A 23,875-nucleotide genomic window follows, 5' to 3' on the forward strand; every position below is an offset into this window, starting at 1 on the left:
TAAATAAAGTATGAATGATTAAAATTCATGGTGTTTTTAGGATAGCTAAGACTATTGTACCATCAGTACGCCAATGCATCCCATATCTTCTAGCATTAAATTCGATACCCCAAATAAGAATGGATAGTTGCCAGAAGATGCTTGATCAAATTTCACTAAAATTTGAGTTTTGTTTTTTACCCAAACTGTATCTTTCCAAGCTAATTCTTCAGCTTGGAATTGATGTTCTCCTTGGCTTTCCACCACAAATTTGGCACCTTGAATAGTAAATCCAACAGGTAAACTTGCATTTAAAATCCAGCGTTCAATTGTTCCTTTTCGGGCTATTACATCAACTTTGCGTGGGTCAAAACGTCTTTGGTTAATTAAACCGTTTGTGACATCAATATTAAATTCTCGAGTTTGTGCAACGGCTTGTTGTAATATTGCTGGCGCATCCGTTTCGAAAGTCAGATTCGGTTGTTTATTTAATGCTGACATTTCTCCCTTGGCACGCAATTCAAGGACGGTGTTATCAGCGAGTTCATCACTTGAGATCAACATATTTTTCATTTTGTCGTACAAGCTACGTTTACTTCCGCTAATGAGAGATACGTTGTCAATTTCATTCATATTAACGAGTATTTCTGCGCGTTCTCCTGGCGAGAGAACCAAAGATTTGACCGATTTAGCTTTTGGTAAGAAACCTAAATCTTGTGCAATAAGCAGCATTTCTTGATCATTGTCTAAGCGTAAATCATAAGCACGAGCTAATGAGGCATTGAGTAAACGTAAACGAATCCATCCCCGTGCAACATCTAAATATGGTGCTTCAATACCATTTACTAATAAGCGATTGCCTACAAAGTGCGGTTGATTTTGTTTGAATAATTGGAGACCATCATTGTTAAATTCCATGTCTTGTAAAATCAATGGAATGTCATCTACGCCGTATTTATTGGGAAGATTCGCTTTTAGGCTTTGGTCATCTTCAATTAACCACATTCCAGCTAAGCCACGATAGGTTTGATAGGCTGAGTTGGCTAATGTTGCAGAACGATACCAACAGCTTGCTGCGGGTTGTTCAATTGGCACGATGGGAGCCCAAGACTCGCCTTTTTTTAGTATTTTAGCCGCGCCACCAAACAGTTCACCCGATGCTTGTAAGCCCTGAATAGACAAGGCAACGGATTGTGGCAAATTGTTATGATAATTAAGTTTGGCAAAGCTACCTGATTTGATTTTAATGGTTGGGCCAAGATAATTACCGTTGAATCCCCATACTGTCACATTGTGTGAGCCATCTAGGGGATAATTCATTTCCTGCATTGTTAATACAATCGGGCGACCGCGACGAACTTCAATTAGTGGCGGCACAACTAATTTTTCACGGCTTGCCGCTAACAATGGTGCGGGTACTGTGGAAAGTGCGGTAGAAATCGCAGCTGTTTTTAATAATTGACGGCGGGAAAGGCGTGGCATTTTAGTTTCCTTTTGCTATCTCTTCATCAAGTTCGGCAATGCGTTTTTCCATTAGATCATGACAATAAGCCGCAAGATCTCGAACATTGTCTTTGGTATAGCCTGAAACATCAATTGGCTCCATTATTTCGCAAATCACTTTGCCATTATCCCAACGATTTAAATTAATTTTGTTATGTGTGGTTGAGCAAACAACAGGAATAATCGGTACACCTGCTGAAATCGCTGCATGGAATGCACCAGTTTTAAAGGGTAATAAACCGCGACCACGGCTACGAGTGCCTTCTGGAAACATCCAAATAGATAAATTATCTTCATTAATTCGTCGTGCGAGCTGCGACATTGTATTGTGTGCTTTTGTGCGGTTTTCTCTATCCAAGAAAATATTGCCCGTTACCCAATACAGAATGCCGAAGAAGGGGATCCAAATTAAGCTTTTTTTACCTACACTCACTGTGCGAGGTTGCACCATATAAGAGATTGTCACCATATCATAATTGTTTTGGTGATTACCGATATAAATCGCGCGTCCAATCTGCTCTTGATTTTGAGGAATACGATGTTCTACTTTTAAGCCAAAAAGTGGATATAAACGCCCAAACCAACGCGCAACAATGCCTACGTTGCTTGGATTTTTAAAGCGGATAAAAGAATAAATCGTACCCAGTACACAAATTAGAATACAGCAGATTAATACGAGGAAAATTCGAAGTAGTTTTAACATGAGGATGTCCTATACAAAATTTCGTTAAAGTATAGCAAATTCAATATCAATATGTGCTAATCTAAACAAAAATCGTGGAATTTTTATGAAACATAGTTATTTTATTTCTGATTTGCATCTAAGCGAAAATCGGCCTGAATTGACCGCACTTTTTGTCGATTTTATGCAGAATCTTGCCCCACAGGCTGAACGGCTTTACATTTTAGGTGATCTTTTTGATTTTTGGATTGGTGATGATGAGCAATCTGCATTGATTCGACAAGTTAAAGATTTAATTAAATCGGTAAGCGAGCAAGGTGTGCAATGTTATTTTCAGCATGGCAACCGTGATTTCTTGATTGGTGAACGTTTTTCAAAAGAAACGGGAGCTCAGCTTTTACCTGATTATCAATTAATCACACTTTATGATAAAAAAATCTTACTTTGTCATGGTGATACGCTTTGCATTGATGATGAGGCTTATCAACAATTTCGCCGTAGAGTTCATCAAAAATGGTTGCAGCGTTTGTTTTTGTGCTTACCATTAAAAGTGCGGGTGAAAATTGCGGAGAAAATTCGGGCAAAGAGTAATCAAGATAAACAAGCCAAATCACAGGAAATTATGGATGTAAATCAAGCCTTCACGACAGAAAAAGTACAAGAGTTTGGAGTGAATTTGTTAATTCACGGACACACACACCGTGAGGCGATTCATCAACAAGAAGGATTTACACGAATTGTATTAGGGGATTGGCGAAAAAATTATGCTTCTATTTTAAAAATGGATGAAAGCGGAGAATTTGGTTTTATTAAAGATTAGAAGTGTGGTGAAAAATCACCGCACTTTTGATGTTAAGATTTTGTTCGAGCAAACGCCGCGGCTTCAGCGATTAATTCATCGCTTGGGCATTGATGTGTATAAAGTTCAAATTGTTCTACAGCCTGAAGTACAATCACTTCTGCGCCAGAAATGGTTTGTTTTCCTTGTGCTTGAGCATAACGAATAAAGGGCGTTTCAGCAGGAATAGCCACTACATCAAACGCGACACTAGCATTATCAATGAGTGCTTTTGGAAAGGCTAAATCCATTTCTTCCTTGCTACCTTTCATGCCGATTGGCGTAACATTGACTAAAATGTCTGCCGGTTGGTTTCCTAAAGAATCAATGTATTCATAGCCGTAAAGTGCGGCTAGATATTGACCTGTTTTTACGTTGCGTGCGTAAATTTTTAACTTCTCAAAACCTGAATTTTTAAAGGCGGCTACAACGGCTTTTGCCATACCACCACTGCCATGAACAATGACTTTAGCATTTTTATTTAAATGATATTTTTCAATTAATTTTACGATGGCAATGTAATCAGTGTTATATGCACGCAAAAAGCCGTTATCGTTCACGATGGTGTTTACAGATTCAATTGCTTGTGCTGACGGATGAATTTCATCTAAAAATGGCATACAAGCTTCTTTGAATGGCATTGAAACTGCACAACCACGGATGCCTAATGCGCGAACGCCTTTAATCGCGTGCTCAATATCTTGCGTGGTGAAGGCTTTATAAATGAAATTCAAGCCTAGTTTGTCGTACAAATAATTGTGAAAGGTGGTACCGAAATTACCCGGACGACCAGATAAAGACATGCAGAGTTGGGTATCTTTGTTGATCATGGGGTCTCCTTATATGTTTAAATTCATTCCATCATCAATGCCGATAAAATATTGGTTCATATCAAAAGCAGGTTTTGCCGCTTTATCTTGACTCACTATACGAGCAGGCACACCAGCTGCCGTGGCATATTCAGGTACGGGGTGAAGCACAACAGAATTTGCCCCAATTTTGGCGTATTTACCCACTTCAATATTACCGAGAATTTTTGCTCCCGCCCCAATCATGACACCCTCGCGTACTTTTGGATGACGATCGCCTGATTCTTTTCCCGTACCGCCAAGCGTCACGCCTTGCAAAATTGAGACATCATTTTCGATTACAGATGTTTCACCCACAACAATACCTGTTGCATGGTCGAACATGATACCGTGGCCAATTTTCGCAGCTGGGTGAATATCTACATCGAAAGCTACTGAAATTTGGTTTTGTAAATAAAGGGCAAGAGATTTACGATTTTGATTCCATAAATAATGGGTGATTCGATAACTTTGAATCGCATGGAAACCTTTTAAATAAAGCAAGGGGGTGGACCATAATTCCACAGCAGGGTCTCGGTGGCGAACAGCTTGAATATCGCAAGCAGCACAATCAATGATCGAAGGATTGGCTTGATAGGCTTCCTCAATAATTTCACGGAGAGAAATAGCCGGCATAATAAGATTGGCTAATTTGTTCGCCAATAAATAACTTAGTGCACCGCCCAAATTTTGATGTTTTAAAATCGTAGAATGAAAAAAACTGGCAAGCATAGGTTCGTTTTCGGCAAGTTCTTTGGCTTCTTGGCGAATATGTTGCCACACATCTAATGTCATTTTTCCTCCTTTTGCCCGCTTTCAGACTACACGTTTACATTTGTTAATCATAGCTGAATTTGTGTATGTACGGAAAGATCTATTAAAAACAAAAGTGAAACAGGCCAAAAATAATTTCTAACGAAGATATTACTTATTTATTGGTCGGAATTTAAACGGCACAATGGATACGCCATTTTTTCCATTTTTTAGTTGATAAAATTGAGGGTAGTTAAAATTACGTTGAACGATATTGTAAGGATTTTTATTGCCTTCCAGTTTAGCGTTTTGATAAAGCTGATTAATCTCCCGCACTTTTTCATCTTTTTCACCATCGCAGTGGCGATAGATTTCGAGACGATTAGATTCATCTAAAATGTAAACATTGAAGCTATGATCGGAATTATCTTCAAAAAAGAATTGTAGGAATCCTTCACTTGCGAAGGCATCCATTTCTGGCGGATAGCGACGACTTTCTTGGTTTGTCTCGCCATCTTCAATTGGCGTTTGTAAAACTTCGTCAAAATCCACCGCACTTTCAGCTTCATTACAGACCGATTCATTTCCGATTTCTTGTAAGCTAATCCCGCGATCTTCAAAAAATAATTGCCAGTTTTTACCCGCTACGCGTAAGCGCGATGTTTGGCAAGGTTGTTGAATATCACCGACTTGGATGCTAACGCATCGATTTACCAATCCCATCACTAATTGCCGTAAATCTTGGCGATAACGTTCGCTATAACAATAGACTTGGATGGAATCTGGGCGATTAACGCCACGATAAATTTTGTTAGAAAGCACTTTTAGTGCAAGCAAAATGGCGTTTTGCCCTTCAAAATGGAGCGTTCGGATTTCGTTCCACACATTGCGATAAGTAAAATCGATACTGCCCACAAGGCTTTGCTCGAGCGATCCAAAACTAAATAAATCTCGCGATGAAATACCGGTTAATACTTCTTCTACTTTGGATGTTGGATCGGTGGTGAGATTTATGGCAATAAACAAGCTACGAATTTCGCATTGATTCAATAAATCGCTGTTTTTAGGTTGTTTAGCGATTGTGCTTGGAAAAGACTGACGCAAGTTACTGACAAAGCGTTGCAATGTGCTTATAGTCACATTCTTGCTAAAAATGGCAAGCCCTGTTTTTTCTGTGAGTAGATGATTAAAATATGCCCAAGAGACTAATTTATTTAGGCTTTCCCCGTATTCAATGACTCGTTCCTTGGAGAACATAATATGGTGCGTTGGTTGATTGATAAGGTACCAACCATCTTTAAAATGTTTATTGCCGCGAACTTCCACAAAAGTCAGGTGTGCTTCTGATAAATTGTGAGATATCTGTGTGTTGAGTAAGGACACTTTGCCGGGAAGTTCTTCAAAAGCAGTATAAAGTTTACGAGAAAGAATGTTGATATCTTGTGGCACGACGCTCGAGTGAATATGATGCTTTCGAGCAAATTCCACTAAATTGCGATAGCTCAACATTAAAAATTTCACCACGTTATCATGGCTTTCTTTGACTGCTTTAATTTTCCAAAATGGACGTTTATTGAGGTGTTTCACCGTTTCAGCAGACCATCCCCATTCATGAGCTAGGATTTCCATGTAACGAACACGCCAATTATTGGCTTGGTACAGCGCAAGATCTTCTGTTGCTTTCACATAGAAACAACGGCGCACAAAATCTAAACGTTTAAATTCAGAAAGTGCGGTTAAATATCGGGTTACTTTGACAAGAATGGCAATGTAAGGATCAAAATGGTGATCAGGATTGGTATTGCCTGTAAGCAAATCTCGCTTAAAAGTGCGGGCAATTAAGCAAGTGTTTGGGTATTCCTTGGAATAGGCTTCCAACAATAAAATTTTGAGCACAGATTTATAAGGCGAATCAATCCCTTTATAAAGATGCCATAAGCTAGCACCGAAATATTCGTTTGCAGAAAATTGTCCTAAACCGCCAAAATCCACCCAATCATTTGGATCAATTTCACCTTCAGTAATTAAACGAGTCACCTCTTTTTCATAGTCTTTTTCATTTTCCACCCATAAATGCAACCAAAGTAGAGGTTTACCTGCTAAGCGTACGGCTGAGCGATAGAACTCATCAAGCAATAACATATATTGCGCAGAGCCGCTATTTTCAATAGTTAGTGGGTCAGCATAATGTTCATTGCGGAAACGTTGTTGATCCATCAAATAAAAATTAATTTCCACATTAAATTGCATTGCCCATTCACTAATCCGTTTAGTTTTTTGGATAAGAAGAGTGTGTTCATCCGGAGTTAAGTCGTCTCGGACACAAATCCAAGTATCAAGATCTGAAGAAGAGGTTTGACTTATTGAGCCAAAGCTACCCATTAAATAAACGCCTAGAATTGGTGGCAAAACTTCGTGAAAATTTACCGCACTTTTGAGTGTTGAAGGCTTATGATCGGCATAATGAATACCGTATTCATTGGTGAGCCATTTTTTTTGATAATCAGATGCGAGGAAACTTGCAATGCCAGAGGGGGCGTGAATAACATAGCCGGGAAGTTGCGGATGGTTTAGGTGTAAAAGTAAAGGAACAACCGCTAAAACGTGTTGGAAAGCATCGCCTGAACCTTGTAATGCACGCTCAAAACGGCGTTGATCCAAGGCACTCACCCATTGTTTTGCTTGTGCTAGATTACATTCCACGCGGTGTCCCTACCAGAACAACAAAAATTGGCGAACAATTTACCACCTAGGGAGTATAAATGCAAAAAATTGTGATGCAAATCACAGTTTGTGAAGAATTAGAGACTTTAAGTTATAAGGAAGCAAAATAAATGACTAAAAATCTTATTTTTAATTTAATTTCTCATATCTGAGGTGTTTCTTATATCAACAATCAAAATGACTTTTTAACCTAAGAGTGATAGGATAACCCTCAATTTAATTGCGTAAATTACTTAATTTCACTAATGTAAGGATTTACATTTCTTTACAGTTGGTGGAAGAACCGCTCCGTATTTTTCTTGTCAAAGCGAACGCATTACAGATTTTAAAAATAAGCCTAAGGGAAAAATATTGTGATTTTCCTAAAGGGCAATAATTTGAATTTATTGAATACCTTACTCAATCTGACTTATTAAGGAATTGATATGGCAAAAGATCAATCTAACGACATCACTGAACAAGTCGGTGATAAGCCGGAAACGGTAGTTGAAAAAACTGAAACGATGCAGCCAGTTCCACAAACTATTGTGAAAAAAACGGGCACAGCATTGAGTTTATTGGCAATTCTCATTGCGCTAGGTGTGGGTGGGGCTGGTTATTATTTTGGTCAGCAACAAGTAGTTGAAATTCAGCAAAAATTAACCGCACTTGAAAGCCAAAGTGGTGTAGCTGTTTCTACCCCTGTGTCTGATAATAGTGGACAGGTTAAACTATTAGAACAAGGCTTAAAAACCGCACAAGATAAAGTCGAGCAACTTGAGCAATTAGTTGCAGGCAAAACAGGCGAAATTGCCGCGTTACAAGCTCAAGTAAAACAAGTTAGTCAACTGGCTGGCGCACAACAACCGAGTGACTGGTTATTTTCCGAAGCAGATTTCTTGTTAAATAACGCCTTGCGTAAACTTGTTTTAGATAACGATGTTGATACGGCTATTTCTTTATTAAAATTGGCTGATGAAACCCTCGTTAAGGTAAACAATTCACAAGCGAATGCGATTCGTACTGCAATCAACCAAGATTTAAAACAACTTCTTTCACTTTCAAGCGTAGACCAAAATGCAGTAATGCAAAAACTTTCACAGCTTGCCAATACTGTGGATGAGTTACAAGCGTTGAATGTGAATTTTGATGAAGCGCCAGAAAAGAGCGGTAAATTATCTGATGATATTGCAGATTGGCAGCAAAATGTGGAAAAGAGCGCAACTTCTTTCCTAAATCACTTCATTCGTATTTCACCAAAACAAAGTGCGGATAAAAAAGAATTGCTTGCACCAAACCAAGATATTTATCTTCGTGAGAACATTCGTTTACGTTTACAGCTTGCTATTATGGCCGTGCCACGTCAGCAAGATGAACTTTATAAACAATCTTTAGATGCGGTTGCTTCTTGGGTTCGTAGCTATTTTGATACGAATGCAGAAGTAACGCAAAATTTCTTAAAATCAGTGGATGAGCTGGCTGATTCTTCTATTTATGTAGATGTGCCAGGGCAATTACAAAGTTTGACCTTGCTTGATAAATACCTCAATCGTGCACCGTTAGATGTTCAAAAGGTGGAAATTGAAGCGGATAAAGCCATTGAAACTATGCCTAAAGCTGAAGGTGCAGCAACAGAAGTATCTGCACCAGAAAAACAAGAACCTCAACCGGCAAAATCTGAGCCACACAGATAAGGATAGCCTATGTTTAGAGTGCTTTTTTTAATGCTAGCATTGCTTGCTGGGTTGATTGCAGGGCCTTATCTTTCTGGTCAGCAAGGCTATGTTCGTATTGAAACAACAAATAATATCGTTGAAATGTCGATTACGACATTAGTAATTTTCTTTGTAATTGCTTTAGCGATTATTTATGGTTTGGAATGGATCGTAACGCGTTTTCTACGTTTAAGTCGCGGTTCTTATAATTGGTTTTCTAGCCGTAAACGTGTAAGAGCGCAGAAACAAACCCTTGAAGGTTTGATGAAGATGAATGAGGGCGATTACGCCAAAGCAGAAAAATTGATAGGTAAGAATGCCAAACATTCTGCAGAGCCTGTGTTAAACCTCATCAAAGCAGCTGAAGCAGCACAACAACGTGGTGATGAATTTAGTGCAAATCGCTATTTGATTGAAGCAACGGAATTAGCAGGTTCAGATAATTTGCTGGTGGAAATTGCCCGTACGCGTATTTTATTGCAACAAAATAAATTGCCTGCAGCGCGCAGTTCTGTGGATAGTTTGCTAGAAATGGCTGGTCGCAATAAAGAAGTGTTAAAACTTGCAGTAGAAATTTATCTTCGTTCTAAAGCTTATCAAGCCCTCGATAAGATTTTAGATGGTGTTGAAAATAGCGGTTTATTTAGTGCTGAAGAGTTCAAAGATCTTCGTTCTCAAACAGAAAATGGTTTGCTTGATGAGAAAATGAATGAAGAAGGCGTAGATGGTTTACTTGAATGGTGGGATGCTCAGTCTCGTAGTCGTCGTAATAATATTGATCTCAAAGTTGGTTTAATTCAGCGTTTAATTGATTGTAATGATCACGAGTCAGCATCAGAATTTACCGTTGAAGTATTGAAGAAAATTGGCGATAACACAAGCATTAGCAAAGAACTTTGTACTCAGATTACACGTTTACAACCAGAAGATAACAGTAAACTTCTCAAGCTAATCGAAAAACGTGCAAAACGTGCGGATGAAAAACAAAAATGCTGTATCAATCGTGCTTTGGGTTATTTATATGTTCGTAACAATGAATTTGCTAAAGCAGCAGATGTCTTCAAAAACGTGATGGCTTGTCCTGAACAGTTAGAGCCAAATGATTTGATGATGGCATCTTATGTATTTGAACAAGCGGGTGATAAAGCATTAGCTGAGCAAGTTCGCCAAGAGAGTTTGAAATCAGTGATGGCAATTCAAGATGTTGTCCTAGAAAGTGCGGAAGAAAAAACAGAAGAAAATTCAACCGCACTTTTAGAAAGCAAATCTGAGTAACTCAACTAAAAAGACAAAACGCACTTCAAGTGAAGTGCGTTTTTTGTTGCTTTGAATATAAAACTATATATTTTTCAGTTTATTAGAATATAACACCAAACAGAGTGCGATCACCATAATCAAAATGGCACCTGCAAATAAGATAGTATCCACCGAGCTTTCATGATTAACAATGATTAAACGCAACATCGCAGTGATCCCAGCATAAATAAAATAGCGCAAAGGGAAGTGATAGCCGCTTTTAAAATACTGCACAATTAAACCAATAAACCCGAAATATAAGAAAAACATCACTGCTTGTTCAGCTACGTCATAAGGCACGACAGTCGAAGTATTAAGTACCATCATCGCTAAAGTATAAGTGATTTTCCCAAGGGCAATAATGAGTACAATCGCCAACGCAATCAATGCTGTGCAAAGCACGATTTTTAATACACCAGTAATAATTCGTGGCAATTTTTCTAATTCTGGAGATTCTTCCATTTCTATTCCTTACAGCAAAAATCAAAGGCTCGTATTCTAATGCAAGATTGTAAAGTTGGTCAAAGTCATTTGGAAAAATAAAGCGTGATGGAATTAGAAAAGAGAGATTTAGGGAATATGTGACTGTATAAATCAGGTAACATCGTATACACCCCATTAGTGAGAGAATTTTCACAATATAGCGTGGAATTCCATGTGGTGCCAAAAGATTTATTGTGTGTAAATTAAGTAAAACGGTCTTGTATTTAGAGGATTAAATAATAAAAAATGAGAGTTTTCCTTTTATTTAGATTGAATTTTGATATTCATATTCTAAACGGGAAACTCCCACTTTTTGTGATTTGAAGATTGGATTTGATCTTCTACATATTATTTTAGCAATTAAAACGTGATTTTTAAGCCAACTAAGCCTTGCTTATCTTTATAACCTTGATTACCTAATTGGTGTGCAAACGATCCCCATAGCTTAATGTTATTGTTCACTTTAAAATCAACGCCTACTTTAATTTCTTTTGCATTTTTGTTATTAACTACATATTCTTGATTATTTATAACAACCCCTGTTCGTTTTGCTTGTTTTAACAAATTCATTTCTAAGAAAGGTTGGATTTCCATGCCATTTATTAATTTTGCATTGAAATATGCCTTAACACCTGTACGAGTTTGTAAATTGTGGTGGACTAAAGCATTTACGGATTTTACATATTGATCTTTAATCCCCATATAAGTTAACTGTAACTGAGGTTGGATATAAATTTTATATTGGTTTCCTGCATTACTTGTACTACTGCTAACTAGGAAGTTATAACCAGTTTCAATAGATGCATTAAAACCTTGACTACGGTATTTCTCAGAAAAATTTGGTCCTGCAATACGGTTGTGGAACCAATTGTATTGTACCCATGAATCAACATAAGCACCTGTGTTATCTTTCTTATTTTGGTACCAAGTACCATACAAACCTAAACTGTAGCCTTTTGAACTACCTTTTGTTGTAACATTTGTTTGAGGTGAAAGATATTCTGTTCTGAGAGTACTAAATCCAGCCATTACACCAAATTGAGCATAATTTTCTATATTTTTCCACGACCAAATATCGCCACCTAATTGAATACCATGACGAAAACCTTTTGTTTTGTTTTCAACCGTAGTTAATTTTTGTTCATGAGAACCTTGAATAGCACGTAACCACATACGCTTTTCTGTATTTTGCATAAATACGTCACCTAAGCGATCATGAAGTCGCAAGTTAAATACTTTATTTGCAAATTCAGTATTTTGGGCATAAATAGCCACATTATCATTGTTTTGATAAGCCATTATATCAGGTTCTGGTTTTCCAGGTTCTTCTTGTTTATTATCTACGAAAAAGCACCAGTTTTGCTCGTCCTCACATTTTCTTAAAAAGAGTTCATGTTCTCCTTCTGTGTATCGAGTGTGAAGTTTAAAAGCATCATTGTTACTCTCTCCCTCTACATTAATAAGCTTATGTTTATTTGCATTTTCTAGCAGCCCTTTATAGCTATTAAGCACAATCTCAGTGATTCCCGTTACTTTCCCCTTAAAAGTTAGCTCATTAGTTTTTCTATTAGTAAAATCCGCATCAAAGTAAAAGCGAGCTCCACCGTCGTAATCATTCTTTACAGTTAAAGAATCATCTTTATTATCGAAATGAATATTCGCATTCTTTGTTGATAATGTATTAACCGTTGAATCACCCCGAACCGTCCATGAAGAGTCATTAATCGTAAAGTGGTGCAAGCCTATGGTTTTTCCCTCTAGACGGCTACTATTTTGAGCGATCACATCCAACATTGGTGTAACATCATAATTAAGAGAGTTTTTATCATCTCTTGCCAAAACTTCTGCTTTAACAACCGAATTATCTAACGTCACTTTATTGTGCTTTAATTCATACGGTCTACCAAACCCATCTATTGGAAAAATGCGTTTGAATGCAGTCTTAGCTTCAATGGTTGAATTAGAAAACTGTACTTCACTCTTTTCATATTTTTTGTTTGGTTGGCGATAATCGTAGTCTTCTGGGTTTCTTTCAGACGAATTAAACGACACTGCGGTATCTTTTGCATTAATTTTTGCATGATCAAATTTGGCATTAGTTAATATATCTAACATATAAACGCCATCTATCGTATTCAATGTATCGTTTGTTGATTCTAAAAATACAGATTGAGTAGGTTGGGCTGGAAGGAAACTACCATTCCCATTAGATGGGCCTTGCATTGATGAGGAAAGAGAAATACCAAGTCCTGCATTAATCACATTATCTTTAGAAATTACCTTTGTATTTATGTTGTTTGCATTGCTACGTATAGATATCGCTGAATCTGAAGAAAAATTATCTGCTTCTGCATATTGAGCTATGGCTTTTTTATGCTCTTCATGTGTTGTGGTAAGATCAACAATATTATTACCCGATAACTCGCTAAGAGGCTGTATAAGATTTATTGAGTTATAATTATGGGTATTTTCAATTTTATTTTTCTCTAAAACGAGTTTATCTAGTGCATTTGGTACATCATGAATAGTTGAATTTTTTACAGAAACATTATTAGCTTCATTTGTGATAATAGGTATCCCTGTTAAGGTTGAATTATTGATTGTTATTGATTCAAGTTTATTAACAGTATCCCAACGTGAATAGCCATTACCAGTAGCATTCAATTTAGAATTTTCTATCACAACAGACTTTATTTCAGGTTTCTCCCAGGAGCTAGCGAATGCTTTTACATCACCAATCTCTTTGGTTTCATTGACAATAGAGTATGTATCAGTCATATTTGCTGCACTGACTTGAGAAGGAATTGAAAAATATGACGTAGCGAAAACAGTCAAAGAAAATCGATGAATCATACGTTTTCCCCTATCAATTTGATTACTTGATTGCTTTAAATTTATCATGGTGTTACCTTTTTGTTAAAAAGAGCGCACTATAGGTAAATTTAATTTTTTATACAAGTTAAAATATTAAAATTTACATATCTTTACACTTCTCTTATATTGACGTTGATTGCATCTACCTAAAAATTGGTGCTTTATCAATAATTAAAGTACACTCTCGCGTTTCTAAAAATTCGCATCCAAGCGCCATCTTCAGACCAGTCTTCTGGATACCATGAGTTGCTCACAGCACGGAATACACGCTCTGGATGTGGCATCATCGCGGCAATACGACCGTCGACGTTAGAGATTGCAGTAATCCCTAATGCCGAACCATTCGGGTTGGCTGGATAGGTTTCAGTCACGTTTAAATGGCTATCGATATATTGTGCCACAATCAAGTTTTGAGCTTGAAGTGCGGTCAAATTCTCAGGTGTTTTGAATTCTACGCGACCTTCACCGTGAGAAACCGCAATCGGCATATGTGAGCCAGCCATGCCTTTAAACCACAGTGAGTTGGTGTCGTTGATTTTCACCATCGCGACACGCGCTTCAAAGCGTTCTGACTTATTACGTACGAAACGTGGCCAGTTTTCTGCACCAGGGATAATTTCTGCAAGAGTGGAGATAAATTGACAGCCGTTACATACGCCTAATGAAAGGGTGTTTTCATTGGCGAAGAATTGGCTGAATTGATCGCGTAATTGTGGGTTAAATAAAATGGATTTCGCCCAGCCGCCACCTGCGCCTAATACGTCACCGTAAGAGAAACCACCACAGGCTACCATCGCATTGAAGTCGTTTAAGTTATAACGACCTACCATTAAATCGCTCATGTGAACATCAATCGCCGCAAAGCCTGCACGGTCAAAAGCCGCTGCCATTTCAACGTGGCTGTTTACGCCTTGTTCACGTAATACGGCCACTTTCGGTTTCACGCCTTTGCTGATGTACGGTGCAGCAATATCTTTATTCACATCATAGGTTAAGTGAGCGGATAAACCTTTGTTGTCTGTTGCTTTTTTCGCTTCAAATTCTTGGTCGGCACATTCCGGGTTGTCGCGTAAGCGTTGCATTTGATGGGTCAATTCCGCCCAAATGCCACGCAATTCGGAGCGTTTTTCATCCAAAATTTCCCTTCCGAATTGATGGATCACAATGCGATCATCGTTGCTAACCTTGCCGATGTCGTAGGTAATTCCCTCTAATCCATGTGTTTTCAACACCGTATAAATAGCGTCAAGTTCCGCCTCTAATACCTGAATCACCGCGCCTAATTCTTCGTTAAATAAAATGGCTAACTCGGAAATTTCTTGCGCATAGTGTTCCGCACCAAGCTCAAGCGCCCATCCTTTTCCGCTATCGAATAATGGAGAAATATCAACATCCACGCCACAGTTACCCGCAAATGCCATTTCTGCAAGTGTGGTAATTAAACCACCGTCTGAACGGTCGTGGTAAGCCAATAATTTACGCTCAGCCACCAATGCTTGCATTGCATCGAAGAAGTTTTTCAGTTTGGCTACGTTCACCACATCGGCTGGTTTGTCACCTAATTGTTTATACACTTGCGCAAGTGCGGTCGCACCTAGGCGATTTTTTCTTTCGCCTAAGTCAATCAATAATAAGCGACTAGCGCCTTTGTCTGTGCGTAATTGAGGTGTCACGGTTTTGCTGACATCTTCCACGCGGGCAAAAGAGGAAATCACTAAAGAAAGCGGTGCTGTGACCGATTTCTTCTCGCCATTTTCTTCCCAAGTGGTTTTCATCGACATAGAGTCTTTACCCACTGGAATGGTAATGCCTAACGCTGGGCAAAGTTCTTCGCCGACTGCTTTCACCGCTTCATATAAGCCAGCGTCTTCACCACCATGACCCGCTGCAGACATCCAGTTTGCAGACAATTTGATACGTTTAATATCGCCAATGTTGGTGCCTGCAATGTTGGTAATGGATTCAGCCACCGCTAAACGTGCAGATGCTCCAAAGTCTAATAATGCCACGGGTGCTCGCTCACCCATAGCCATGGCTTCGCCGTGATAGCTATCTAATGATGCGGTTGTGACGGCCACATCAGACACTGGTATTTGCCATGGGCCGACCATTTGATCGCGCGCCACCATACCGGTTACCGAACGGTCGCCAATAGTAATTAAGAACGTTTTTTCTGCCACCACCGGTAAGCGTAATACGCGATGGAAAGCTTCTTTTAATTGAATATTTTCTGTTGCAAGCGGTCGATTTTCGACAGTTTTTGACGAAACCTCGCGCGTCATTTTCGGGGTTTTGCCTAATAACACATTCATTGGCAAATCAATTGGGTTATTATCGAAATGACTATCGTGTAAGGTTAAATGTTTCTCTTCCGTTGCCTCACCAATGACCGCAAACGGCGCCCGCTCACGTTCACAAAGTGCGGTAAATAATTCGAGTTTTTCTGGTGCAACCGCTAAGACATAACGTTCTTGCGATTCGTTACACCAAATTTCTAATGGCGACATTCCTTTTTCATCGCAAAGGATGGAGCGTAAATCAAATTTACCGCCACGTTCGCCATCGTGCACCAATTCAGGCATGGCGTTGGATAAACCACCCGCCCCCACATCGTGGATAAAGAGAATTGGATTTTCTTCGCCTAATTGCCAGCAACGGTCAATCACCTCTTGGCAGCGGCGTTCCATTTCTGGGTTTTCACGTTGCACAGAGGCAAAATCTAAATCTTCTTTTGATTTCCCGCTGTCCATCGAAGAAGCGGCACCACCGCCTAAACCGATGTTCATCGCTGAGCCACCTAATACGATCAATTTCGCACCTACTGGAATTTCGCCTTTTTGAACGTGTTCGCCACGAATATTACCAATACCGCCCGCTAACATAATCGGTTTATGATAACCACGCACTTCTTCACCATTGAAGCTATTAACTTTCTCTTCATAGGTACGGAAATAACCCAATAATGCAGGACGACCAAATTCGTTGTTGAATGCTGCACCACCTAATGGGCCTTCAATCATAATATCTAAAGCTGAAGCAATACGATTTGGTTTGGAAAGTGGATTTTCCCAAGGTTGTTCGAAGTTTGGAATGATGAGGTTTGATACCGAGAAACCGGTTAAACCTGCTTTTGGTTTTGCACCACGACCGGTTGCACCTTCATCACGAATCTCACCGCCCGAACCTGTTGCAGCACCTGGGAATGGCGAAATTGCGGTTGGGTGGTTGTGGGTTTCCACTTTCATTAAGATATGCGCATCTTCATTGTGGTAACGATATTGCCCATCTTGATCCGCAAAGAAACGGCCGACTTTTGAGCCTTCCATTACCGCAGCATTATCTTTATAGGCTGAAAGCACGAAATCAGGGGTTTTCTCAAAGGTGTTTTTAATCATCTTAAACAGGGATTTATCCTGTTTTTTGCCGTCGATAATCCAATCCGCATTAAAGATTTTATGGCGACAGTGCTCAGAGTTGGCTTGCGCGAACATATAAAGTTCAATATCGTGTGGATTGCGCCCTAATTGGGTGAAGTTTTCCACCAAATAATCAATTTCATCTTCTGCCAGTGCCAAACCTAATTCTACGTTGGCTGTCACTAAGGCTTCACGTCCGCCTTTCAGAATATCCACGGTTTTAAACGGTTTCGGATCTTGATGACGGAATAAAATCTCAGCATCTTCTGGATTACGCACCACGGTTTCCATCATTCGATCGTGTAAAAGTGCGGTCAATTTTTCAGTTGTTTTTTCATCAAGCGGTTGGCTTAACTCAAAATAATACGCCAAACCACGCTCAATACGCTCCACTTCATTTAAACCACAGTTATGCGCAATATCTGTCGCTTTAGAAGACCAAGAAGAAATCGTGCCAACACGTGGAATCACGATAAAGGTTTCGCCTTTGGCTTCATGCTCAGCCAAAGTTGGACCGTAGTGTAACAATGCTTTTAATTTTGCTTCCAGCTCGCTAACAAGCGGTCGATTTAATTCCACAAAATGCAAATATTCCGCGTAAACCGATTTCACCGGTAATTGATTTTGTTGGAATTTTTGCATTAAGCCTTGAATACGGAATTCAGAAAGGGCGGGTGAGCCACGAAAAGTTTGAAACATATGGGGGTCCTTTATGAGGATAGGAATGAAAATCGAGTGGTATTATAAAGGATATTTTTAAAAACGAAAACGTTTGCGTCCGTGAGAAATAAAATCCCCATCTTTAAGAATTAGATGGGGATAAGAGGATTAAAGGGTTATAAAACCATCATATACATGGGTCGCTTCGCCAGTCATATAAAGTGGATGACCAACGCCATTCCATTCAATGATTAATGAACCGCCCGGCAAATCAACTTGAACTCGATTGCTCAATAAACCTTGTATAATTCCAACTGCAACAGCTGCACAAGCTCCACTGCCACAGGCTTGCGTTTCTCCTGCGCCACGTTCATAAACTCTAAGTTTAATATGCTCTTTATTGATGATTTGCATAAAACCAGCATTGACACGTTCGGGAAAGCGTTCGTGATTTTCTAGCAAAGGACCAAGTTGTTCAACATTTGCGGTTTGAATATCATCTACTTGTACAACGCAATGAGGATTGCCCATTGAAACGGCACCACATAAGACAGTTTGAATGTCTGTGCGTAGGATGTAATTTTTCTCGAATTTATTTGCGGTAAATGGGATTTTTGCTGGTTCCCAAATTGGTTCGCCCATATTCACACGAATTTGGTTATCGTCTTTTACCGTTAGAACCATATTGCCTTTTTGCGTGCTAACCGCGATGTCTTTTTTGTTAGTAAGCCCTTTTAATGTCACAAAACGAGCAAAACAGCGGGCACCATTTCCGCATTGCGAAACTTCACTTCCATCTGCATTGAAAATGCGATAATGAAAGTCGAGTTCAGGGTCATAAGGTGGTTCAACAAGCAAAAGCTGATCAAAACCAATTCCACGGTGGCGATCAGCTAAGCGTTGAATGGTTTCTGACGTGAAAAAAACATTTTGAGTAACGCCATCAACCACAACAAAATCGTTGCCTAATCCGTGCATTTTGGAAAACTGCATTTTTCCATCCTTTATTTAAATTCAAGATTGATTGCATTATAGAGAGCGGTAAAAAGAATGGCAAATTCAGAATTTTAGATTAAGAAAAGTGCGGTAAAACACAGGAAATTTTTACCGCACTTTATTCGCTAATTTCCTCAGATTACATCCAAGCATTATTGCGAATGATCCCTACTGCAATGCCTTCAATCTCAAAGTTTTCTTGTTCTTCAAGATTTACCACGATTGGATCAAATTCTTCATTTTCTGCGTGTAGATAAATGATAGAACCTTTTTTCTCAAGGCGTTTTACCGTCACTTCATCTTCAATGCGTGCAACGACAATTTGTCCATTGCGTACATCCTTGGTGCTATGTACAGCTAATAAATCACCATCTAAGATACCAATGTCTTTCATGGATTGACCATAAACTTTGAGTAAGAAATCTGCTTGTGGTTTAAACATATCAGCATCTACACGATAAGTTGCTTCGATATGTTGTTCTGCAAGAATAGGCTCTCCAGCCGCTACACGACCCACGAGTGGTAAACCATCAAATTCTTCATTTGCGCTATTGTCTAAAATTCGGATACCACGAGATGCGCCTGGAATAATTTCAATGGCACCTTTGCGTGAAAGTGCTTTTAAATGTTCTTCTGCAGCATTGGGGGATTTAAAGCCCAATTCTCGAGAGATCTCGGCTCGTGTTGGTGGCATGCCAGTTGTTTCTAAATGACGTTTTAATAAATCCAACACTTCTTGTTGGCGTACTGTTAATGGTCTCATATACACTCCTGTTTTTAAATACAGATAACTGGTATTGTATACAGATTGTGTGAAGTTGCAATAGTTATTTTTTAAATCTGTGTATTAGGTCACATTCTGTCACTAAATTTTTTAAAGCGGTTGAGATCGGATGTGTTAAAATATTTCAAATTTACAACAAAGAGAAAATTTATCATGGCAAATTTTGTAAATATGTATCGTCAATTATTGAGCTTGCCTCTGTCAGTATTAGTGAAAAATAATCCAATTCCAGCCAATCCGATAGAAGAGCTTTCCCTCAATATTCACCAACCTGTTGTTTATGTTTTGCCTTATACCTCTCAAACCGATTTCGTTATTTTCCGTCGAAATTGTTTGGCGTTAGGTTTGCCTGATCCTGCTGTGAAAAATGAAATTGATGGTGTGAAGTTGCCTCGTTATGTGTATTTAGATGAGGGACGTCGTATTTTTAAATCGAAAGGTGCGAAAGATGAAACCACCACGATTTTCAATAAATACCTCGAATTACACCGCACTTCTGAGAGTTTAGATGTACAACTTATTCCAGTCTCCGTTCTTTGGGGGCGTTCTCCTGGGCATGAAGATAAATCCGGTTTGCCTAACTTGCGTTTGTTAAATGGCATGCAAAAAACTTTTGCTGCTATTTGGTTTGGACGTGATACTTTTGTCCGTTTTTCTCAAGCCGTTTCATTACGTTATATGGTGAATGAGCATGGCTCTGATGAAAAAATTGCGCAAAAATTGGCTCGAGTTGCAAAAATGCATTTTGCCAAACAGCGCATTTCGGCAACAGGCCCTCGTTTACCGAATCGCCAAGCTATGTTTAATAAATTATTGCAATCAGAAGCGATTCAACGTGCGATTGAAGATGAAGCAAAATCGAAAAATATCAGCATTGAAAAAGCCCAAAAAGAAGCGCATAAGATTTTGGATGAAATCGCTGCAGATGTAAGCCATTCAAGTTTGCGAGCCGCTGATCGTTTTTTACGTTGGCTTTGGAATAAACTTTATTCTGGTATTGATGTGCAAAATGCAGATCGTGTACGTAAATTAGCACTTGAAGGTCATGAGATTGTTTATGTTCCTTGTCACCGTAGTCATATTGACTATTTATTGCTTTCCTATGTGCTTTATCATCAAGGGCTTGTTCCGCCGCATATCGCAGCAGGAATTAATTTAAATTTCTGGCCTGTAGGTAGAATGTTCCGTAGTTGGGGCGCATTCTTTATTCGCCGCACTTTTAAAGGAAATAGATTATATTCTGCAATCTTCCGCGAATATTTGTCAGAGTTATTCCATCGTGGTTATTCGGTAGAATATTTTATTGAGGGTGGTCGTTCGCGCACTGGTCGTTTACTTGCGCCAAAAACAGGCATGATGTCGATGACACTTCAAGCCTTGCAACATAATCAAACTCGTCCAATTTCTGTTGTGCCAGTTTATGTGGGCTATGAGCATGTATTGGAAGTGGATACTTACGCAAAAGAATTGCGTGGTGCGGCGAAAGAAAAAGAAAATGCAGGTTTGGTTATTCGAGTAATTAAAAAATTACGCAATCTCGGTCAAGGTTTTGTGAATTTTGGTGAGCCAATTACGCTTTCAAACTATTTGAGTCAACATTTCCCTGATTGGAAAGAGCAAAATCACGAAGAAAAACCACAATGGTTTGCTCCTGCTGTTGATTCTGTATCAAAACAAGTGATGGTGAACATTAATAAAGCTGCCGCGGTGAATGCAATGAATTTAGTTGGGACGGCATTATTGTCTTCTCGTCAGCGTGCACTTTCTCGTGAGCAACTTTTGGAACAACTTGCTAGTTACCAACAATTACTACAAAACGTGCCTTATTCCACAGATGTTGTATTGCCAACGGCTACGCCTGAAATGATGTTAAACCATGTATTAACGCTTGATCGTGTTGGCGTGTTAGTCGAAAAGGATAACTTTGGGGAAATTGTGCGTTTGGAACGCGCATCAGCCGTCTTGATGACTTACTATCGCAATAACATACAACACTTATTTGTATTGCCATCTTTAGTTGCAAGCATCATTTTGCATTACGAGGCGATTCAAAAAGATTTATTAGTGGAGGCTGTCGGCAAGATTTATCCGTTCTTAAAAGGCGAGTTATTCTTGCACTTTAGTGAAGAAGAGTTAAAAACTCAAATTCACCAAATTATTGATGAATTTGCGCGCCAACAGGTGATTAATTCTAATGATAATTTCTTATCTATCAATAAATCGAAAGTACGTATTTTACAACTTTGGTCTGCGGGAATGCGTGAAATCTTGCAACGTTATTACATCACTGTGACAATTTTGCAAAAACAACCAGATATTTCACGTGCAGAACTGGAAAAAGAAAGCCAACTCGTTGCACAACGTTTATCTGTATTGCATGGTATTAACGCACCGGAATTCTTTGATAAAGCTGTCTTCTCTATGTTCATTGCGAATTTGAAAGAGCAAGGTTATTTTGATGAATCAGGCAATGGCAATCTTGAAAAGATAGAATATTTGGCGTCAACACTTTCTCATTTGATTTCAACGGAAATTTGTTTGACTGTCAAAGGAACGGTTGAAAAAGCGGAAGAGCACGCTTAAGTTAGATTTAAATTTTAGGAGCATCAAATAATGCTCCTTTTTTATATTAGCTATATAAAAAAGTGCAGTGAATTTTTACCGCATTTTTGAGCTATTTTCTCAATTTAACTAACTCTACCTGATGGTTTTCACCTTTTTTTAGAATTAAATTTGCTCGCTCACGGGTTGGAAGAATGTTTTGATTGAGATTTAACCCGTTAATTTCATCCCAAATTTTACTTGCCGTCGCAGTAGCCTCTTCTTTTGATAAACTTGCATAATGTTTAAAATAAGAATTAGGATCATTAAATGCACTTTCTCGGAATTTTAAAAAGCGTTTAATGTACCATTCTTTCAGTAATTTTTCTTCTGCATCGACATAAATAGAGAAATCAACAAAATCCGATACAAAGGTTTGATTGGTTTTGTTATTGCCTGTTTGAAGCACATTTAATCCTTCTAAAATGAGAATATCAGGTTTATCTACCACATCAAATTCATCGGGAATAATATCGTATGTTAAATGAGAATAGATTGGTGCTGTAACATTGCTTTTACCTGACTTTACATCTGCTAAAAAGCGAATGAGTTTAGGGGTGTCATAAGAAACGGGAAAACCTTTCTTTTGTAAAAGATTCTCTTGTTTAAGCTTGTCTAATGGATAAAGAAACCCATCTGTTGTGATGAGATCAACCTTTCTTTCAGTCGGCCAATGAGAAAGTAGCGATTGTAGAATACGTGCAGAAGTACTTTTCCCTACAGCAACACTGCCAGCAATGCTAATTATATAAGGTGTTTTGGCATTATTTCTGCCTAAAAAACGATGTAGTACCGTTTGGCGATGTAAATTTTCATCAATGTAGTAGTTAATAAGACGTGTTAGAGGCAGGTAAATCGTACTTACTTCATCTAATGAAAGGTCTTCATTAAAACCTAAAAGTGGTTTCAGATCCTGTTCTGTCAATTTTAATGGAACAGATTTACGTAATTCCGCCCATTGTTCACGATTAAAGCTTAAAAAAGGTGTTTGCTGAGTTGAAAATTCCACAATAATTCTATTTGATAGCTAAATAAACGAGGAAAAATATACTCTATAACCGGCATGTTCGCATTTATTTTTCAGTAAATTTAATAAGATTTGGTTAAAAATTCACATTTTTGCTTGTGATTTAAACGAACGCGCAAAAAAAATAATTTTTTTAGAAAAAAAACTTGTCACGAAAAGTTTTTTACATATAATACGCCTCACTTGCTTACGACACGCCGACTTAGCTCAGTAGGTAGAGCAACTGACTTGTAATCAGTAGGTCATCAGTTCGATTCCGATAGTCGGCACCATTCCTTCGTATCAAGTATTCATTTAGCGTGGAGGGGTTCCCGAGCGGCCAAAGGGGGCAGACTGTAAATCTGTTGGCTCAGCCTTCGAAGGTTCGAATCCTTCTCCCTCCACCATCTTTTAGATGAATCCTGATGGGACAGACGAATTTAGGACTTGCGGGCATCGTATAATGGCTATTACCTTAGCCTTCCAAGCTAATGATGCGGGTTCGATTCCCGCTGCCCGCTCCAAACGCTGATATAGCTCAGTTGGTAGAGCGCACCCTTGGTAAGGGTGAGGTCGGCGGTTCAAATCCGCCTATCAGCACCATCCTTCATTTCTCTTTTCCTTCAATTATAGCAAACAATTTTATTGGTTAATGTGGTTTAATTTACCCATCGATAACCGTGTCTATTTAGAGGGACTCTTTAAATGTCTAAAGAAAAATTTGAACGTACAAAACCG

15 protein-coding genes and 4 tRNA genes are annotated in these 23,875 nt (G+C 38.8%); 8 read left to right on the forward strand and 11 right to left on the reverse strand.

Annotated elements, in window-relative coordinates; translation table 11 throughout:
- Positions 1-51: 51 nt before the first annotated feature.
- Together HMPREF9096_RS08035 and HMPREF9096_RS08030 are read right to left on the reverse strand one after the other, a co-directional pair.
- Positions 52-1,461: a multicopper oxidase domain-containing protein gene (locus HMPREF9096_RS08035; RefSeq protein ID WP_009499692.1), complete on the reverse strand. Its 1,410-nt coding sequence runs from the start codon at positions 1,459-1,461 to the stop codon at positions 52-54.
- Position 1,462: 1 nt separating this feature from the next.
- Positions 1,463-2,185 carry a 1-acylglycerol-3-phosphate O-acyltransferase gene (locus HMPREF9096_RS08030; RefSeq protein ID WP_009499693.1) on the reverse strand — a complete coding sequence of 241 codons (723 nt, stop codon included), beginning with the start codon at positions 2,183-2,185 and terminating at the stop codon, positions 1,463-1,465.
- Between the two features lie 85 nt (positions 2,186-2,270).
- Here HMPREF9096_RS08030 and lpxH point away from each other — a divergent pair, with 85 nt between their 5' ends.
- Positions 2,271-2,984 carry a UDP-2,3-diacylglucosamine diphosphatase gene (gene lpxH / locus HMPREF9096_RS08025; protein WP_009499694.1) on the forward strand — a complete coding sequence of 238 codons (714 nt, stop codon included), beginning with the start codon at positions 2,271-2,273 and terminating at the stop codon, positions 2,982-2,984.
- Positions 2,985-3,016: 32 nt separating this feature from the next.
- On the opposite strand, the gene HMPREF9096_RS08020 is transcribed toward lpxH, so the two are convergent.
- From HMPREF9096_RS08020 to HMPREF9096_RS08010, 3 genes are all read right to left on the reverse strand, one after another.
- On the reverse strand, positions 3,017-3,832 hold the full coding sequence (locus HMPREF9096_RS08020; RefSeq protein WP_009499695.1) for a shikimate 5-dehydrogenase: 816 nt from the start codon (positions 3,830-3,832) through the stop codon (positions 3,017-3,019).
- Positions 3,833-3,841: 9 nt separating this feature from the next.
- Positions 3,842-4,645 carry a serine O-acetyltransferase gene (cysE, locus tag HMPREF9096_RS08015; protein ID WP_005641018.1) on the reverse strand — a complete coding sequence of 268 codons (804 nt, stop codon included), beginning with the start codon at positions 4,643-4,645 and terminating at the stop codon, positions 3,842-3,844.
- A gap of 129 nt (positions 4,646-4,774) precedes the next feature.
- The gene (locus tag HMPREF9096_RS08010) at positions 4,775-7,306 is read right to left on the reverse strand and encodes a class I adenylate cyclase (RefSeq protein ID WP_009499696.1); all 2,532 of its coding nucleotides are present in this window, start codon (positions 7,304-7,306) and stop codon (positions 4,775-4,777) included.
- A gap of 446 nt (positions 7,307-7,752) precedes the next feature.
- On the opposite strand from HMPREF9096_RS08010, the gene HMPREF9096_RS08005 reads away from it, so the two are divergent.
- Positions 7,753-9,000 carry a uroporphyrinogen-III C-methyltransferase gene (locus HMPREF9096_RS08005; protein ID WP_009499698.1) on the forward strand — a complete coding sequence of 416 codons (1,248 nt, stop codon included), beginning with the start codon at positions 7,753-7,755 and terminating at the stop codon, positions 8,998-9,000.
- Positions 9,001-9,009: 9 nt separating this feature from the next.
- The gene (locus tag HMPREF9096_RS08000; RefSeq protein WP_032803224.1) at positions 9,010-10,296 is read left to right on the forward strand and encodes a heme biosynthesis protein HemY; all 1,287 of its coding nucleotides are present in this window, start codon (positions 9,010-9,012) and stop codon (positions 10,294-10,296) included.
- Positions 10,297-10,359: 63 nt separating this feature from the next.
- On the opposite strand, the gene psiE is transcribed toward HMPREF9096_RS08000, so the two are convergent.
- From psiE to lexA, 5 genes are all read right to left on the reverse strand, one after another.
- A complete protein-coding gene (gene psiE, locus HMPREF9096_RS07995; RefSeq protein WP_005625591.1) occupies positions 10,360-10,779 on the reverse strand; it encodes a phosphate-starvation-inducible protein PsiE in 420 nt (139 codons plus the stop codon).
- Positions 10,780-11,160: 381 nt separating this feature from the next.
- Positions 11,161-13,701 (reverse strand): autotransporter outer membrane beta-barrel domain-containing protein, encoded by a 2,541-nt coding sequence (locus HMPREF9096_RS07990; protein WP_009499700.1) that lies wholly within the window; start codon positions 13,699-13,701, stop codon positions 11,161-11,163.
- A 137-nt stretch (positions 13,702-13,838) separates the two neighbouring features.
- Positions 13,839-17,789 carry a phosphoribosylformylglycinamidine synthase gene (gene purL, locus HMPREF9096_RS07985; RefSeq protein ID WP_009499701.1) on the reverse strand — a complete coding sequence of 1,317 codons (3,951 nt, stop codon included), beginning with the start codon at positions 17,787-17,789 and terminating at the stop codon, positions 13,839-13,841.
- 129 nt (positions 17,790-17,918) lie between these two features.
- Positions 17,919-18,743 carry a diaminopimelate epimerase gene (dapF, locus tag HMPREF9096_RS07980; RefSeq protein ID WP_009499702.1) on the reverse strand — a complete coding sequence of 275 codons (825 nt, stop codon included), beginning with the start codon at positions 18,741-18,743 and terminating at the stop codon, positions 17,919-17,921.
- A gap of 142 nt (positions 18,744-18,885) precedes the next feature.
- Entirely contained in the window at positions 18,886-19,509 is a 624-nt protein-coding gene (gene lexA / locus HMPREF9096_RS07975; RefSeq protein WP_009499703.1) for a transcriptional repressor LexA, read from the reverse strand.
- Between the two features lie 174 nt (positions 19,510-19,683).
- Between lexA and plsB the strand changes: the two genes are divergently transcribed.
- Positions 19,684-22,113: a glycerol-3-phosphate 1-O-acyltransferase PlsB gene (plsB, locus tag HMPREF9096_RS07970; RefSeq protein ID WP_009499704.1), complete on the forward strand. Its 2,430-nt coding sequence runs from the start codon at positions 19,684-19,686 to the stop codon at positions 22,111-22,113.
- 91 nt (positions 22,114-22,204) lie between these two features.
- Here the strand turns inward: plsB and coaA are convergent, their stop codons facing one another.
- Positions 22,205-23,140: a type I pantothenate kinase gene (gene coaA, locus HMPREF9096_RS07965; protein WP_009499705.1), complete on the reverse strand. Its 936-nt coding sequence runs from the start codon at positions 23,138-23,140 to the stop codon at positions 22,205-22,207.
- 214 nt (positions 23,141-23,354) lie between these two features.
- Between coaA and HMPREF9096_RS07960 the strand changes: the two genes are divergently transcribed.
- From HMPREF9096_RS07960 to HMPREF9096_RS07945, 4 genes are all read left to right on the forward strand, one after another.
- Positions 23,355-23,430: transfer RNA gene (locus HMPREF9096_RS07960), tRNA-Thr, on the forward strand.
- 29 nt (positions 23,431-23,459) lie between these two features.
- A tRNA-Tyr gene (locus HMPREF9096_RS07955) sits at positions 23,460-23,544 on the forward strand.
- A gap of 42 nt (positions 23,545-23,586) precedes the next feature.
- A tRNA-Gly gene (locus HMPREF9096_RS07950) sits at positions 23,587-23,661 on the forward strand.
- Between the two features lie 3 nt (positions 23,662-23,664).
- A tRNA-Thr gene (locus tag HMPREF9096_RS07945) sits at positions 23,665-23,740 on the forward strand.
- Positions 23,741-23,875: the final 135 nt, after the last annotated feature.

Origin of the sequence: Haemophilus sp. oral taxon 851 str. F0397 (assembly GCF_000242295.1) — a bacterium.
Lineage (GTDB): Bacteria > Pseudomonadota > Gammaproteobacteria > Enterobacterales > Pasteurellaceae > Haemophilus.